Origin of the sequence: Deinococcus aetherius (assembly GCF_025997855.1) — a bacterium.
Taxonomy (GTDB): Bacteria; Deinococcota; Deinococci; order Deinococcales; family Deinococcaceae; genus Deinococcus; species Deinococcus aetherius.
This window is the reverse complement of record NZ_AP026560.1, coordinates 2,875,427-2,889,395: the sequence shown is the minus strand read 5'-3', so window position 1 is coordinate 2,889,395 and position 13,969 is coordinate 2,875,427. Positions and strand designations below refer to the sequence as shown.

Genomic DNA, 13,969 nt, shown 5'->3' with positions numbered 1-13,969 from the left:
CTCCGCCGAATGACGCAGCCAGGGGAAGGGGCGCCACCCCTGCTGGGAGGGTGACGCCCCGGCCCGCGCGTCCCTCAGTCGCCCGGGGCCGACTCGCTCCGCTGCGCCGCGTTCCCGTAGCCCCGGTACTGCTCGCGCAGCTCGCGCTTCAGGAACTTGCCCGTCGCGCCGATGGGGATGCTCTCGGCGACGAGGGTCGCGTCGGGAAGCCACCACTTGGCGAATTTGGGCGCGAGGAAAGCGGTGATCTCCTCGTGGGTGACCGACATGCCGGGCCGCAGGACCACGACCGCCAGGGGCCGCTCGTCCCACTTGGGGTCGTCCATGGCGATCACCGCGCACTGGGCGACGGCGGGGTGGGCCATGATCGCGTTTTCCAGGTCCACCGAGCTGATCCACTCGCCGCCCGACTTGATCAGGTCCTTGGCCCGGTCCTGGATGTGCATGTAGCCCCGCTCGTCCAGGGTGGCGATGTCCCCGGTGTCGAACCACAGCTCGCCGTCCATCGTAAAGAAGTTGCCCTGCCCCTCGCCCTTGAAGTACCCCGAGGCGATCCAGGGTCCGCGAGCGACGAGGCGCCCCATCGTCTTGCCGTCGTGGGGGAGGCGCTCGCCGTCCTCGCTCAGAATCTCCAGGAACACCAGCGGCGCGGGGCGGCCCTGCTTGGCGCGCAGGGCGTAGCCCTCGTCGCTGCGCTCGTCCACCCCGGCAGGGACCTTGCTCGCCGTGCCCAGCGGGTGCGTCTCGGTCATGCCCCAGGCGTGCGCGAGCCTGAGCCCGTGGCGCTCCTCGAAGGTGCGGATCAGGCTCTCGGGCGCCGCCGAGCCGCCCACGACCAGCCGCTCCAGGCGGTGCAGGTCGTAGGGGTGGCCCTCCGCCTTCGCCCGGTCGAGTTCGGCGAGCAGGCCCATCCAGATCGTCGGCACGCCCGCCGTGATCGTGACCTCCTCGTCCTGGAGCAGCCCGGCGAGGTTGCGCCCGTCGCTGAAGACCCCGGCGAAGACCTGCTTGGCCCCGTACATCGCGCAGGTGTACGGCAGGCCCCAGGCGTTCACGTGGAACATGGGCACGATGGGGAGCACGCAGTCGCGCTCGCCCACGTCGAGCATGTCCTTGGGTGCGCTCGCCAGCGAGTGCAGGATGGTCGAGCGGTGCGTGTACGTCACGCCCTTGGGATTGCCCGTCGTTCCGCTCGTGTAGCACATGCCCGCCGCGTCCCGCTCGTCGATCTGCGGGGAGCGGCTCATCGGCTCGTGCCCCATCACGAAGGCGTCGTAATCCTCGGCGCCCTCGACGGGAGCGGGTGTGGGACCCAGCACGAACACGTGCTCGATCTTCGGGCACGCGGCGCGGATGGCCGGGATCAACCCGGCGAAGACGTTCTCGACGATGAGCACCCGGTCTTCGGCATGGCCCAGAATCCAGGCCACCTGATCGACGTGGAGCCGGATGTTGACGGTGTGGATCACGAAGCCGCCGCTCGGGACGCCCAGGTACGCCTCCAGGTGGCGGTAGGAGTTCACGGCGAGGGTCGCCACCCGGTCGCCCGGTTGCAGGCCGAGCCCTTGCAGGCCCGCCGCGAGGCGCAGCGCCCGGTCGGCGACCTCGCCGTACGTCGTGCGGTGCTTGCGGGGAATGGGCTGGCCCGCCTCGTCCCGCCCGCCTGGCAGGAGGCTCACGACCTCCCGCCCCGCGAAGATCGAGCGCGCCCGCTCCAGAATGAAGGGGATCGTGAGCGGAACGTCCATCATGTTGCCTTGCATACCTGACCTCCGAGAGGGGAGGGCGCCGCTTCGCCTGAGCGCGGGCGCCGCAATTCGACCTTGAGTTCCGGCCGACCTTGAGTACGGCGGCATTCTAGCGGCAGGCTGAACCGAGTCCAATCAGACCTGCTCGGCCACCCGGTCCCGCTCGTGGGGCGGCCTCGCCCGCGCGCCGTCCCGGGGGAGGCGCGGTCCGGCCGGGACGGGCACGCCGGGGCCCTCGTCGTCGTCGTCGCGGCGAGGAGCGACGGGTGCGGGCCGAGGGGGAGGGCCCAGGTCCCCCACCCACGCCAGGAAACGCCAGAACCAGGCCAGCCTCCCCGAATTTCGACTCATGCTCCAGCGTACCCGGCCCGCGTCACCCGGGTGCCGACTGCCCCTCCCGGCCCATCAGGTACAGCTCCAGAATCTGCACCGCCGCCGCCTCGTCCTCGTCGGGGGCGCCGAGCGCGCGGGCGCGGCGGGTGGTGAAGCGTTCGTCCTGGTACTCGACCCGGTAACCCTTGTCGGCCAGGATTCTCCCGAAGGCGCGCACCCGGTCCGCCGAGGGGCTGTGCGCCCCGTCGGTGCGCAGCGGCAGGCCGAGGAGCAGCAGCCCCGCGCCCGTCTCCTCGACCTTGAGCCGCACCGCCTTGAGGTCGAGGGGCAGCCGCCTGCGGTCCACGCTGCCGCGCCCGAAGGCCAGTCTCCCCATGCTCACCGCGAACCCGATGCGGCTCTTGCTCACGTCGAGCGCGAGGACGACGGGGGCGGGGGGAGCGGGCGGCTCGGTCATGGGGGCGAGTGTAGCGAAGGGGCGCCCCTTCTCGGGTAGGCTGGCCCCCATGACGGCACAACCCGTGATCCTCGCCCAGACCCGCGCGGGCGTCCGCACCCTCACCCTCAACCGCCCGGACCGCCTCAACGCCGCCAACGACGCCCTGCTCCTCACGCTGACCGAGGAATTGCGGCTGGCCGACGCCGACCCTGCCGTGCGCGTCGTCGTGATCACGGGTGCGGGGCGGGGCTTCTGCGCCGGGCAGGATCTGGGCGACGTGTCGGGGCGCGACATGACCTTCACCGAGCACCTCCGGGCGACCTACAACCCCCTGATCCGCGCCATCCGGGGCCTGAGCAAGCCCGTGATCACCGCCGTCAACGGGGTCGCGGCGGGGGCGGGGGCGAGCCTCGCGCTCTCCGGCGACATCCGGCTGTGGGCGGGGTCGGCCAGCCTGATCGAGGTCTTCTCCAACATCGCCCTCGTGCCGGACTCGGGAAGCACGTGGTTCCTCCCGCGTCTGGTGGGCTACCACCGCGCCTTCGAGCTGATGGCCCTCGCCGGGCGGGTGGGGGCACAGGACGGGTTGCGCCTGGGCCTGTGCGAGCACGTCTACCCCGACGAACGGTTCGCGGACGAGGTGCAGGCCTACGCCGAGCGGCTGGCGGCGCGGCCCGCCAACGCCCTGAAGCTCACCAAACAGGCGTTGAACTTCGCCCTGACGACCACCCTCGACCAGGCCCTCGACCGGGAGGCCGAACTCCAGCAGCTCGCCGGGGACCACTGGGAACACGAGGAGGGGGTGCGCGCCTTCAAGGAGAAGCGGGCGCCGGAGTTCGTGCGTGAGGGTTGAAGAACCAGCCGTCCGTCAGGCCCTGGGAAACCTCTGCGAGGTCGTCGGAGAGCGCCCACACCCGGAGCCGAACCCCCGGGCCGAACAAAGCTCGTGGTGGCCGCGTCTTACCGACGAAGCACGGACGCTCTACCTCTGGCTTCCCGAGAATGGGTTGACCCTACCGGGCGCCAATGAACCCTGGCTCGCCCCCCTGGACGAACAGGACAGGCTCCGCGAAGGCTACGTGGGGCTGCCCTGGACAGAGCGTTTGATCCTCGTGGACGAAGGGGGGTTCCCGGCCTTTCAACAGCTTGGCGGCCCGTCCGCCGTTCTGTTTCAGGACCCCACAGTCCTGCGCGGGCAAGCGCAGCCTGTCCTGACTCTGGCGCCGAACCTCACGGCGTTCCTGCGTGGCCTGAAAGCGTATGCCCTGCTGCGCTCGGTCGAGGAGGTTGATTGGAAGACCCTGCCCGCGCGCCTGGTGCACGCAGACGGTCCGTTGGCGGAACATGTGGAGTCCTGGCGAGCGTGGCTTGGGGTGTAAGCCCAGCGTTCCCACCTTATGCCCTGCATATATTTGACAACCCCTGCATCCCACGCTATCTTTTTCTTATCACCGCCCGAGAGGCGGCTTTTTTATTGCCCCACCCGTACGTCCTCGCTGCCTCGGCGAGCAGCGTGGCGTGTACGCCGTCCTCGACCCCGTGAACGCGTGCCGGACAAGGGAAACGCCGCCCTGCCCCGGAGGCAAGGCGGCGCTGTGGAGGGGGGACTCCTGGACCCGTCCTGGAAAGGCTCACCTCCGGGCGGAGGGTCCGGGGCGAGTCAGTTCCCCCCGTTTTGCCGGGGGGCGGACTCGGGGTTGCCGCCGACCTCGTCGGGGTTGCTCTTCAGGCCGCCCTCCCCGGTCGTGGCGGGGTTCCCGTCCACGATCTCGGAGGAGTCGTTCAGGCCCGCGCCCTGGGTCGGGGCGAAAGAGTTCACGTCGTCCGCCGTGCCCTCGGCGCGGGCCACGTCCGAACCGGAGTCACCGGTCGGGGCCACCGTGGAGCCCGTGCCCGTCTGCTCGGCGACGGAACGGGTATCGGGGGTGCCGTTTGCCTCGGTGTCGCTCTCGCCCGCCGCACCCGTGGCCCCGGGGGTCCGGTTGCCCTGGGCCTGACCGGCCGTGCCCTCCGGGGTGCCGTTGGGAGCGGTGCCCTGATCCTCCACTTCCCCGGCCTCGGCCCCCTGACCGCCGCCTCCGCCGGTGGCCGCCGTGCCCGCCGCGCCGCTCGTGGTGCCCTGTTCACCGCCCTGAGAGCCCTGGTTCGCGGCTCCCGCACTCCCCCCGGTTCCCTGCCCGGTTCCGGCAGCGCCAGCGCCCGCACCGCCTCCCTGCGCCGCTCCGGCCGCCGCCGCACCACCTGCGGTCCCGGTGCCCTGGGCGCTCCCCGTGCCGCCGCCGCCCCCCGTGCCCGCCTCGCCCGTCTGCCGTTCGGGGGGGGCGGCGATGGTGCCCCCGGCAGAGGGAGCCGCGTTGCCCTGGGCCTTCCCGAGACGCGGGATGACAATCAGCATCGCCACCCCCAGGATCAGGCCGAGCGTCACGCCCAGCGCCCACGACATGGCGTCGCCCGCCACCCAACGGTTCGTCCTCGTTCGCTTCATGGTTGTCAGGATACGCCGCGTCCCTGGGGACGTTTCTCTCCTGAGGCAGCCCCATGCTCACCAAATCTCCAGGGATTCCGAGGCACGCAGCCGGTCCCCTGCGCGCTCCGCCGCCGTGCCTCGCACCCCGGGTCAGAGCAGGGCGTCCGGGGGGGCATCCCGGCCCTCCTCCTCCGGCCACCATTGCAGCCGGGCGAGGTCGCAGCGCCCGGACTCGTCGAAGGTCACCCCCTCGGCCTCCAGCAGGTGCTCCTGCACGTCCCCGAAGCCCAGCTTGTGGGTGCTCACGCGGCCCTGGGCGTTGATCACCCGCTGCCAGGGCAACGCCTCCTCGTCCGTCTGGGCCTTTCCCGCGAGGCTGCCCATGACGAAGCCCGCCAGCCGCGCCCCGCCCGGCCCGGGTCGCCCCGCGAGGAGCGCGAGTTGCCCGTACGTCATCACCCGCCCCGGCGGAATGCGGGCCACGAGGGCGAGGACTCGCTGGCGGAAGTTCGCCTCCGTCACCTCCCCGAGGGCGTCATTCGCCACGGAGCGTCCCCCACATGGCGTCCTCGTCGGGAAGGGGAAAACCGTTCACTTTCAGGGCGAGCAGAATTTGCCCCCGGTGGTGGGCGTCGTGGATGAGCATGTGGGTGACGAACTGCGCGGTGCTGGGGTGCGAAAGGTTCCCTGTGCCCCCGGCGGTGATTGCCGTCTCCAGCGCCATCCCCCACACCGCCCGCGCCGGGTCCTCCTGGGTGACGAAGGCGTCCTCCCGCGTGTCGTCGTGGAGGATGGGAAGGGGAGCGGCGGTTCCCTCGTCGAGTTGCGAGAGCCATCCCCTCGTTACGCCCGCCATGTGCGTCATCCCGCCGCCCGGCGTCTGCGCCCTCATCATCTCGGGCGTCGGGTGGGCGCACAGCACGTCGTTGACGCGGCGGTTCGCCTCCACCGTCGTCAGCGCCCCCGCCAGTTTCCCGGCCATCACTGTTGTCATGCCCTCAGCGTACCCGGAGAGGGGGACAGAACCTGTCGCCTATCCCGACTCCACCCGGACACCCGGCCTCGGCCCGAAGCGCAGCGGCGCGTGTCCGGGCACGGCCTGGGCGGCGAACTCGTGCAGCCCCAGGCGGTCGGGAGCTTCCAGGTGATACCGGAAGTTCCACAGGTAGTGCTGCACCACCCGTTCCGGGAGCCCCAGCCCCGCCGCGTGCCGCCGCGCCACGTCCGCGAGGTGCCCGATGCCCTCCCGCCGCGCCTCCCGCATCGCCTGGACGAGGGCGGCGGGGGGCGGCGCGTCCTTGCGGTAGGCCCATACCGCGAACACGAAGGTATGTCCGGTGAGGCGGAACCACTCCTCGGCGAGGTCGGTCACCGTGATGCCGCGCGCCGTGTGGGGCAGGGTAGTCATCGTCGTCTCCGGGGTGAGCGGCCCCACCACCCGGTACCATTCACGCAGGGCGCTGTCCCCGATCCGCAGCACCCCGTCGTAGCCCGAGGCGAGCAGGTTCTCGGCCTCCCCCTCCGCCCGCTCCAGGGTGGGGCTCAGACCTCGGGCCGCCAGCAGCACCTCCAACAGCGCCACGCTCATTGCGCTCTGCCGGGTCAGGGCCACCCGCCGCAGGTTTGGCAGCGGCACCGTGTGGAAGAGGTTCACCGAGTACACCGGCCCCAGCACCGCCACGCTGAAATCCGGCAACGCCTCCAACTTGTCCGCGTGCCGGATGAACTCCACCGCGCTGATGTTGGCGATGTCCACTCGGCCTTCGAGCAGCGCGGCGTTCATCTCGGTCGGCACGCCCGTCACCGCCGTCACGTTGTTTGGCAGCACGAGCGAGTCGAGGATGGGGGCGACGTTGGTGTAGTGAATCCAGCCCGCGCGGTAGGTCATAGGCGGCGCTCCGCGCGGGGAGTGGTGAGTGGGAAGTGGTGAGTGGGAACGACACGGCCACAGCGGAAGGCGGATGCCAAAGCCCCCACTAACCACTGACCACTTCCCACGAACAGTTTCATGGCACCACCTGCACGCTCACTGCCCGCCACTCCCCTTCCCGCCGCGCGTACACCCGCAGGAAGCTCTGCACCCGCTCGCCGTTCGCGTAGAGGGTGCCGCGCGTGACCGCTGCGTCGCCGAACACGCGGGCCGCGTGGCGCTCGAACATCAGGGCCGCGTCGGGGTTGCGGGGTACCTGGGCGAGCAACTCGGCCCTGAAGACCACCCGCCCGTCCGGGAAGAAGGCCAGCCAGTCGTCGGCAAGCACGCGCTCCAGCGCCGCCGCGTCCTTGCGGTGGTAGGCCGCGTTCCAGGCATCGTCCAAGCTCAACACGTCGTCGAGGGCGCTCAGTCCGCCGCTTCCTTTTTTGTCTGGTCGAAGAGCACGACCCGCCAGCCGTCCGGGTCCTCAAAGGAGAGGCTCTTGCCATACCAGTAGGGGTTTTCCGGCTCTACCGGAGCGTGCCCTAAAGCCGTTAGGGCTGCCCTGAATCGCTCCAGTGCGGCTTCGTCGGGTAGATACAAGACAAGCAGGTTGTCCCGGCTGGGGGCGTCCCCGGGCGTGCCGTGCGCGTCGTGGGTGAACTCCAGGTGCAGGTCGCGTCCCGGCAGCCCGAGCATCACGCCGTCGTATCCCGCATGCTCCCGGAACTCACCGATCACGGGCAGGCCGAGGCCGTCCCGGTAGAACGCGACAACCTCCTCCAGGCGCCGCGTAGGCCGGGCGATACGAATCATCTCGACCCTGGCGCCATTAGGGAAGACGGCGGCCATCAGTCCGCCGCCTCCGCCGAGGGGCGTGGGAAGACTTCGAGTTCGTTGTAGTAGGCGTCGCGCAGCACGGGTACGCGTCCGGCCCGCTGGATCATCCGCACCATGCCCGCTTGAGAAAGCGCCATCGGGGAGGTCGCCCCCGCCGCGTGCGCGATGTGCTCCTCCTGAATGGTGCCGTCGATGTCGGACACGCCCCAGTCGAGGCTGACCTGGGTGAGTTCGGAGCCGATCATCACCCAGTAGCCCTTGATGTGCGGGAAGTTGTCGAGGTAGAGGCGGGCCACCGCGAGGTTCCGCAGGTCGTCCAGCCCGGTCGTGAAGTCCGTCTTGCCCAGGTTCTGTGCCAGCGTGTTCCCGAATGGCTGGAAGGCGAGGGGGATGAAGGCGTGGAAGCCGCCCCCAAACTGGGCAACACTGTCGTCCTGAAGGTCGCGCAGGCGGTGCATGTGGTCCAGCCGCTCCTCCAGCGTCTCGATGTGGCCGTAGAGCATGGTCGCGTTCGTCCGCATCCCCAGCGAGTGCGCCTCGCGGTGGATCTGGAGCCACTTCTCGGCCTTCACCTTGTTCTTCGCCACCTGCCGCCGCACCCGGTCGGCGAAGATTTCCGCCCCGCCGCCCGGCATCGCGCTCAACCCCGCCGCCTGCAACTCGCGCAGGACTTCCAGGGTGGGCTTCTTGCTGATCTTCGACAGGTGCTCGATCTCGGCGGCGGTGAACGCCTTGACCTGAAGCTCGGGGAAGGCCTCGCGGAGCCTCTGCACCATCTCGGGGTAGTACTCCCACCTGTGATTGGGGTGGTGGCCACTGCTCATGTGCAGTTCGGTGATGCCGGGGAGGTAGCGGCGCCGCACCTGCTCCACCACCTCGTCGGGCGAGTAGTCCCAGGCGCGCTCCTCGCCCTTGCGAGCAGCGAAGGCGCAGAAGGTGCAGCCGACGTAGCAGATGTTGGTGAACTCCAGGCGCATGGAGTGGACGAAATAGGTCTTGTCGCCGTGCCGCCGCTCGCGGGCGAGGTTTGCCAGGCGCATCAGGGCGCTCAGGTCGCGGGTGTGATACAGGCTCAGCCCCTCGGCGAAGGTCAGGCGTTCGCCCGCCTCCACCTTCTCCGCGACGGGGGCGAGCCGGGGGTCGCGCAACCACTTCATGAGGGGCAGGATACGCCCGGGGCGGGTGGGGAAGTGTCCCGGGCGGGGATTGAGGAAGGCTGAATTCAACGTGAACGCCGGGCGGGGGCGGCGCCGAAGCCGGGGTAGAAATCGGTGAGCGGGCTGTAGGTGTTGGCGCTGTGGCCCGTGGAGTCCGTGAGCTGAATGTCCCACGTCGGTTTCGAGAAACCCTCCAGCTGCACGACCCGCACCCGCCCCGACTCCAGCCGCGCCACGTATTCGGTCAGGAAGGCTTCGAGGCCCGGGGCCAGCACGTACTTGTGCTCCTCGTCGCGCCCGTAGGTGATGATCTGCCCGACCTTCCCCGTAGGGCCGGGCTTCAGGTCCACGCCCACCTCGTTGCCGCCCCTGTCCTCCAACAAGGGAATCCACCCCAGGTTGATGTACTGGGGCTTGATCGCTCCGGGCGGGTGCGAGACGTGGCCTTCGGTCTCCTGAGAGTCCGGTTCGAGGTCGCGCCAGGTGTTCCAACTGGACAGGACGCTCCCCAGCGGCATGTGCCCCAGCCCGAACGTCCCGCCCCACGAGCCGTGCGTCTTGTACAGAATCCGGTACGCCTCCGGCAGCTTGAGCCCGGTGTGTGCCTCCAACGCGTCCAGTTCCGCACCGGTCACACCGGGAGTCAGTTGGGCATGGATGGCCGGGGCGTGTGCCGAGAGCCACGTTTCCAGTCGAGCGAGGGTGGCGGGTAGGTCGGTGCTCACGCCCACAAGGTATCCCGCCCCGCCTGGGCAGCGAGCCGCTCCTGCTCCCTTCTAACGAACTGGGTCTTGCACCCTCTCGTCAACCTGGCCCACCCCTTCCTCCTTCCCCAGCTCCCCCCGCCCCTTCCCCCCCTGATACGCGCGGCTGTGTAACCAGTAGCGCGTGCCCCAGCGGTAGACGAGCAGGGCGACGGGACTGGCGAGGAATGCGCCCAGCGCCCCGCCGACGGCCAGGCCGATCAGCACGGCGACCATCAGGGCCGAGGGGGGAATCTGGATGGTCCGGCCCATGATCAGCGGGCTCAGCAGGTTGCCGCCCACCTGGTTGAGGACAAAGTACAGCACCACCACCAGCACCACCGCCGTCGTGCCCAGCGGGATCGCCTGGAGCAGCGCGGGGACCACCGCGATCAGGATGCCCACGTAGGGCACCAGCCACATCGCTGCGGTAAAGACGCCCAGCACCAGCGGGGTGGGTACGTTCAGCAGCAGCAGGCCCAGCCCGGCCAGCGCCCCGACACTCAGGCCCACGAGGAGGTTGCCCCGGATGGCCCGGCCGAACGACTCGCTCACGTCCTCGGAAAGCCGCCCCACGGCGGGCTGCCAGTCGCGCGGAAAGACCGAGAGCAGCCCCCGGCTGACCCGGCGGTAGTCCAGGGCGAAGTACAGGGTCAGCGTGAGGAGCAGTCCGGCCCGCCCCAGCCAGTTCAACCAACCCGCCAGGACCGAGGGACTGGAGGAGAGCAGGCGGTCGAAGAGGGGACCCACGTCGCGGGCGAGTTCCTGGGCGCGGGACTGGACGTACTGGGCGAGCTGGTATTGAAGCAGGTCGATGCCGGGATCGGGGTTGGGTTTTTCCAGCGCACGTTCCAGGAGTGCGGTCACCCGGTCGGCGAGGGCGGGCAGGCTGAAGATGAAGCTCGTCATCTGGGCGGCCAGGCGCCAGAAGAGCAGGGTCACGACGGCGAACAGGACCAGGGTGAGCAGCAAGACGCCCCAGCCCCGGGCCAGCCCACGTTTTTCTAACCACACCAGCGCGGGGTTGACGAGGTAGGCCAGCCCGTAGGCGACGGCAACCGTGACGAGGACGCCCGAGAGCCGCCCGACCAGCAGAAACGCCAGCACGAGGAGTCCCAGGTAGCAGAGCAGCCGCGCCAGCGGCCTCGTCCACAGGTCCGCCAGAAGCTGCGGCACGGTTCGGTTCGGGTTCAAGGCTTCTCCTCGGGGTGGGGTGGGGGGGCGTCTCCCCAGACACTAGAACAATTGCCAGGACAAAGACGAGCTTTCCGGGGTCATTCCTGGCGACGGGAGGCTGGCGACCGGCGACCCTTCCCCGGCCCCCCGCCGCGCTACCCTGTCCCCCGTATGCCTGACCCCCTGATCACGCTGGACATCGAGAAACTCGTCGCCGGTGGGCTGGGCCTCTCCCGGGACGAGTCCGGTGTGGTCCTCGTGCGTGGGGCGCTGCCGGGCGAGCGGGTGAGCGCCGCCGTCCGCGCGGGCCGGGGTGTGCGCCAGGGCGTCACCCGCGAGGTCTTGACCCCCAGCCCCGACCGGGTCCAGGCCCCCGCCCTCCCCACCGTGGACCTCGCCCACGCCTCCTACCCCGCCCAACTACGCTTCAAGCGCGGCTTCGTGGAGGAGGCCCTGAGCCGCATCGCCAAGCTGCGGGCGTCCGTGGGGGAGACGGTGCCCAGTCCCCGCAAGTGGGCGTATCGCAACACCGCCCAGTACCTCGTCACCCCGCAGGGCCTCGCCTACCGGGAGCGGAGGGGCAAAGAGCCCCAGGTCGTCGGGCAAGACCCCCTGGTGATGGAGGCGATCCAGGCCGTCATGGACCGCCTCGACCCGGGGCGCCTCGACCCGGCGACCGAGGTGGCCTTTCGCGCGAGCCGCCTGACGGGCGAGGTCGTCGCCGCATTGATCGGGCCGGGGGAGCCGAGGGCCTATCTGCGCGCTTCGGATCACCTCCTCGACGCCGGGGTGGTGGGGGTCAGCCTCGCCCAGCCGTCGGAGCGGCGCTTCGGGGCGGGGGTGCGGCTGATCGCGGGTGAGGGCGAGATCCGGGAGCAGTTCGGGCGGGTGCAGGTCAGCGTCTCGGCGACGGGCTTCGCGCAGGTGAACCCGGAGGCGGCGGGGCTGGCGTACGTCCGCGCGGCGGAACTGGCCGGGAAGGGCACGCACGCGGTGGACCTCTACGGCGGGGCCGGGGCCATCGGGCGGCACCTCGCGCCGGGCTTCGACCGGGTGACGGTGCTCGACACCGCCCCCGAGGCCCTGTCGCGCGGGCGGCAGGACGTGGCGGTGAGCGGGGAGCGCAACGTGACCTTCCGGGCGGGGGACGCGGCGCGGCTTTCCGACCTCGGGACGGACGTCATCGTGGTGGACCCGCCGCGCGCCGGGCTGGACGAGGGGGCGCGCGGGCACATCCACGCGAGCACCGCCGACCGCCTGGTGTACGTGAGCTGCGACCCCGCAACGTGGGCGCGCGACGTGGGCGACCTCACCCGGCGGGGGTGGAAGCTCGGCCCCGTCACCCCGCACGACTTCTACCCGCAGACGAGCCACGTGGAGGTCGTGAGCGTGCTCGAACGCTGAGCGTTCATATACCGGGGGAAACGGCGCGTTAGCCTTCCCCCGTGAAGTGTGCCGCCCCCCTCCTTCTCGCCGCGCTGCTGTGCGGCTGCCAGGACCGCGAGGCCCGCGCCGAGAACGCCCGGCTCCAGGCAAGGGTGGCCCGGCTGGAGGCCGAGGTGCGGGCGCTGCGGCAGGAGACGCGGGCCGAGGACCCCGCCCAGGCCGGTCAGGTCGTCCTGCGCGCCGCCGCCCAGAACTGCGCGAACGCCCTCGCCCGCTTCCTGGAGACGACGCGGCAGGACGCGGGCGCCTACCCCCCCGCCCGGCTCGTCACCCTGCCCGACTCGTGCGTCGATCTGCGGGTGAACTGGCGCACCCTGTCCCCGCAGGTCTACGCCTTCGACGTGGCCGACCGGGCGGGGCAGACCCTCGCCAGCGGGCGCTCGCCCTGATCGGAGTGGGCGACCCTGCTAGGCTCCTGACATGCTGGACGTTCTGGTGGTGGGTGGCGGGCTCGCGGGCCTGACGGCGGCGCGGGTGCTCACGCGCGCCGGGCGCCGCGTGCGCGTGCTGGAGGCGGCGGACGGGGTGGGCGGGCGCGTCCGCTCGCGGGTGGTGGAGGGCTTCACCCTGGAGGCGGGGTATCAGGTCCTCTTTCCGGCCTACCCGGCGGTGCGGCGGCACCTCGACCTCGACGCCCTCGACCTCGTGCCCATCCCGCCCGCCGCCGTCATTCGCCGGGGAGAACGGGCCGCTGTGGTCGGCGACCCATTCCGCGACCCCAGCGGGCTGCCGAGCACCCTGACCACCCTGGCGCTGCCCCTCGGGGACAAGCTGCGGGTGGCGAGGCTCGCGGCCCGGTTGCGCGCTCCCGCCCCCCACACCCTGTTGAACGGCCCCGACGAGACGACCGAGAGCTACCTGCGCCGCCAGGGCTTCAGCGAGGCGACCATCGACCGTTTCTTCCGGCCCTTCTTCGGCGGCATCTTCCTGCGACGCGACCTGCACACGAGCGCGCGGCTCTTCCGCTACTACTTCCGGATGCTGATGGAAGGCGGTGCGGCCCTGCCCCGGGCGGGGATCGGCGCCCTGTCCCAGCAACTCGCGCGGGACGTGGACGTGACGACGGGCGTGCGCGTGACCCGCCTGGCTCCCCAACCGGGCGGTCACGTGTCCGCCGCGACCTCCGCCGGGGAGATCGACGCCCGCCACGTCATCGTCGCCACTGACCCGAACACTGCCCAGAACCTTACCGGGGAGCCCGTCTCGCGCGGGAGCCTCGCCAGCACGTACCTGTACTACGCCTCGCCCGTGAGCCTCGACCGCCAGCCCCGCCTCCTCCTGAACGTGGAGGGCGGCCTGATCAACAACGCCCAGTGGCTCAGCAACGCGATTCCGGGGCGGGCGCCGGGGGGCCAGCACCTCCTCGCCGTGTCCGTCCTCGGGCTGCCCGGCCTCGACGACGCCTCGCTCGACGCCCGGGTGCGCGGGGAACTCGGGCGGTGGTACGGGTCGGGGGTCGCCGGGCTCCGCACCCTGCACGTCGAGCGCATTCCGCATGCCCAGTACCCCCAGCCCCCCGGGTACGCCGCCCACCTCGCCGGGCACGCCACCCGCCTCCCTGGCGTGCTCCTGGCCTCCGAGGTCACCTCGTCGAGCAGCATCCAGGGGGCGATGGAGAGCGGGGAGAAGGCCGCGGCCATCCTCCTCGGCGACCTGGCGGGGATGAGCCGACCGAGGGGGGCGTGATGGTGAGGCGCCTATCCTGCCT

17 protein-coding genes are annotated in these 13,969 nt (G+C 71.0%); 5 read left to right on the top strand and 12 right to left on the bottom strand.

All coding sequences use genetic code 11. From position 1 onward, the window contains the following. Positions 1 to 74: 74 nt before the first annotated feature. The 3 genes from DAETH_RS14895 to ruvX form a co-directional block, all read right to left on the bottom strand. Positions 75 to 1,763, bottom strand: a complete 1,689-nt coding sequence (locus tag DAETH_RS14895; RefSeq protein ID WP_264775663.1) for a long-chain fatty acid--CoA ligase — start codon at positions 1,761 to 1,763, stop codon at positions 75 to 77. Positions 1,764 to 1,883: 120 nt separating this feature from the next. Continuing rightward, positions 1,884 to 2,099 carry a hypothetical protein gene (locus tag DAETH_RS14890; protein ID WP_264775662.1) on the bottom strand — a complete coding sequence of 72 codons (216 nt, stop codon included), beginning with the start codon at positions 2,097 to 2,099 and terminating at the stop codon, positions 1,884 to 1,886. A gap of 22 nt (positions 2,100 to 2,121) precedes the next feature. Continuing rightward, a complete protein-coding gene (gene ruvX, locus DAETH_RS14885) occupies positions 2,122 to 2,538 on the bottom strand; it encodes a Holliday junction resolvase RuvX (protein ID WP_264775661.1) in 417 nt (138 codons plus the stop codon). Positions 2,539 to 2,587: 49 nt separating this feature from the next. Here ruvX and DAETH_RS14880 point away from each other — a divergent pair, with 49 nt between their 5' ends. Together DAETH_RS14880 and DAETH_RS14875 are read left to right on the top strand one after the other, a co-directional pair. Beyond that, positions 2,588 to 3,373, top strand: a complete 786-nt coding sequence (locus DAETH_RS14880) for an enoyl-CoA hydratase-related protein (protein ID WP_264775660.1) — start codon at positions 2,588 to 2,590, stop codon at positions 3,371 to 3,373. 154 nt (positions 3,374 to 3,527) lie between these two features. Continuing rightward, entirely contained in the window at positions 3,528 to 3,899 is a 372-nt protein-coding gene (locus DAETH_RS14875) for a hypothetical protein (RefSeq protein ID WP_264775659.1), read from the top strand. A gap of 281 nt (positions 3,900 to 4,180) precedes the next feature. Here DAETH_RS14875 and DAETH_RS14870 read toward each other — a convergent pair whose 3' ends face one another. The 9 genes from DAETH_RS14870 to DAETH_RS14830 form a co-directional block, all read right to left on the bottom strand. Next, the gene (locus DAETH_RS14870; RefSeq protein WP_264775658.1) at positions 4,181 to 5,005 is read right to left on the bottom strand and encodes a hypothetical protein; all 825 of its coding nucleotides are present in this window, start codon (positions 5,003 to 5,005) and stop codon (positions 4,181 to 4,183) included. Positions 5,006 to 5,137: 132 nt separating this feature from the next. Then, positions 5,138 to 5,533, bottom strand: coding sequence for an MGMT family protein (locus tag DAETH_RS14865; RefSeq protein WP_264775657.1), 396 nt, complete (start codon positions 5,531 to 5,533; stop codon positions 5,138 to 5,140). Next, positions 5,523 to 5,981 carry a DinB family protein gene (locus DAETH_RS14860; protein ID WP_264775656.1) on the bottom strand — a complete coding sequence of 153 codons (459 nt, stop codon included), beginning with the start codon at positions 5,979 to 5,981 and terminating at the stop codon, positions 5,523 to 5,525. The genes DAETH_RS14865 and DAETH_RS14860 overlap by 11 nt, the downstream gene beginning before the upstream one ends. A 39-nt stretch (positions 5,982 to 6,020) precedes the next feature. Beyond that, positions 6,021 to 6,875 (bottom strand): menaquinone biosynthetic enzyme MqnA/MqnD family protein, encoded by an 855-nt coding sequence (locus tag DAETH_RS14855; protein ID WP_264775655.1) that lies wholly within the window; start codon positions 6,873 to 6,875, stop codon positions 6,021 to 6,023. Between the two features lie 118 nt (positions 6,876 to 6,993). Continuing rightward, positions 6,994 to 7,311, bottom strand: a complete 318-nt coding sequence (locus DAETH_RS14850; RefSeq protein WP_264775654.1) for a nuclear transport factor 2 family protein — start codon at positions 7,309 to 7,311, stop codon at positions 6,994 to 6,996. Between the two features lie 14 nt (positions 7,312 to 7,325). Continuing rightward, positions 7,326 to 7,751: a VOC family protein gene (locus DAETH_RS14845; RefSeq protein WP_264775653.1), complete on the bottom strand. Its 426-nt coding sequence runs from the start codon at positions 7,749 to 7,751 to the stop codon at positions 7,326 to 7,328. Continuing rightward, positions 7,751 to 8,896 (bottom strand): aminofutalosine synthase MqnE, encoded by a 1,146-nt coding sequence (mqnE, locus tag DAETH_RS14840; RefSeq protein ID WP_264775652.1) that lies wholly within the window; start codon positions 8,894 to 8,896, stop codon positions 7,751 to 7,753. Before mqnE ends, DAETH_RS14845 begins: the two co-directional genes overlap by 1 nt. A gap of 65 nt (positions 8,897 to 8,961) precedes the next feature. After that, entirely contained in the window at positions 8,962 to 9,621 is a 660-nt protein-coding gene (locus DAETH_RS14835; RefSeq protein ID WP_264775651.1) for an SMI1/KNR4 family protein, read from the bottom strand. 51 nt (positions 9,622 to 9,672) lie between these two features. Next, positions 9,673 to 10,833: an AI-2E family transporter gene (locus DAETH_RS14830; RefSeq protein WP_264775650.1), complete on the bottom strand. Its 1,161-nt coding sequence runs from the start codon at positions 10,831 to 10,833 to the stop codon at positions 9,673 to 9,675. Between the two features lie 153 nt (positions 10,834 to 10,986). Here DAETH_RS14830 and DAETH_RS14825 point away from each other — a divergent pair, with 153 nt between their 5' ends. Genes DAETH_RS14825 through DAETH_RS14815 form a run of 3 tightly spaced genes read left to right on the top strand, consistent with a single transcriptional unit; the run spans position 10,987 to position 13,947 of the window. Next, a complete protein-coding gene (locus tag DAETH_RS14825; RefSeq protein ID WP_264775649.1) occupies positions 10,987 to 12,219 on the top strand; it encodes a class I SAM-dependent RNA methyltransferase in 1,233 nt (410 codons plus the stop codon). A gap of 41 nt (positions 12,220 to 12,260) precedes the next feature. Beyond that, entirely contained in the window at positions 12,261 to 12,650 is a 390-nt protein-coding gene (locus DAETH_RS14820) for a hypothetical protein (protein ID WP_264775648.1), read from the top strand. 31 nt (positions 12,651 to 12,681) lie between these two features. Then, complete coding sequence (locus tag DAETH_RS14815) at positions 12,682 to 13,947, top strand: NAD(P)/FAD-dependent oxidoreductase (RefSeq protein ID WP_264775647.1); 1,266 nt, start codon at positions 12,682 to 12,684, stop codon at positions 13,945 to 13,947. The last annotated feature ends 22 nt before the right edge of the window (positions 13,948 to 13,969 follow it).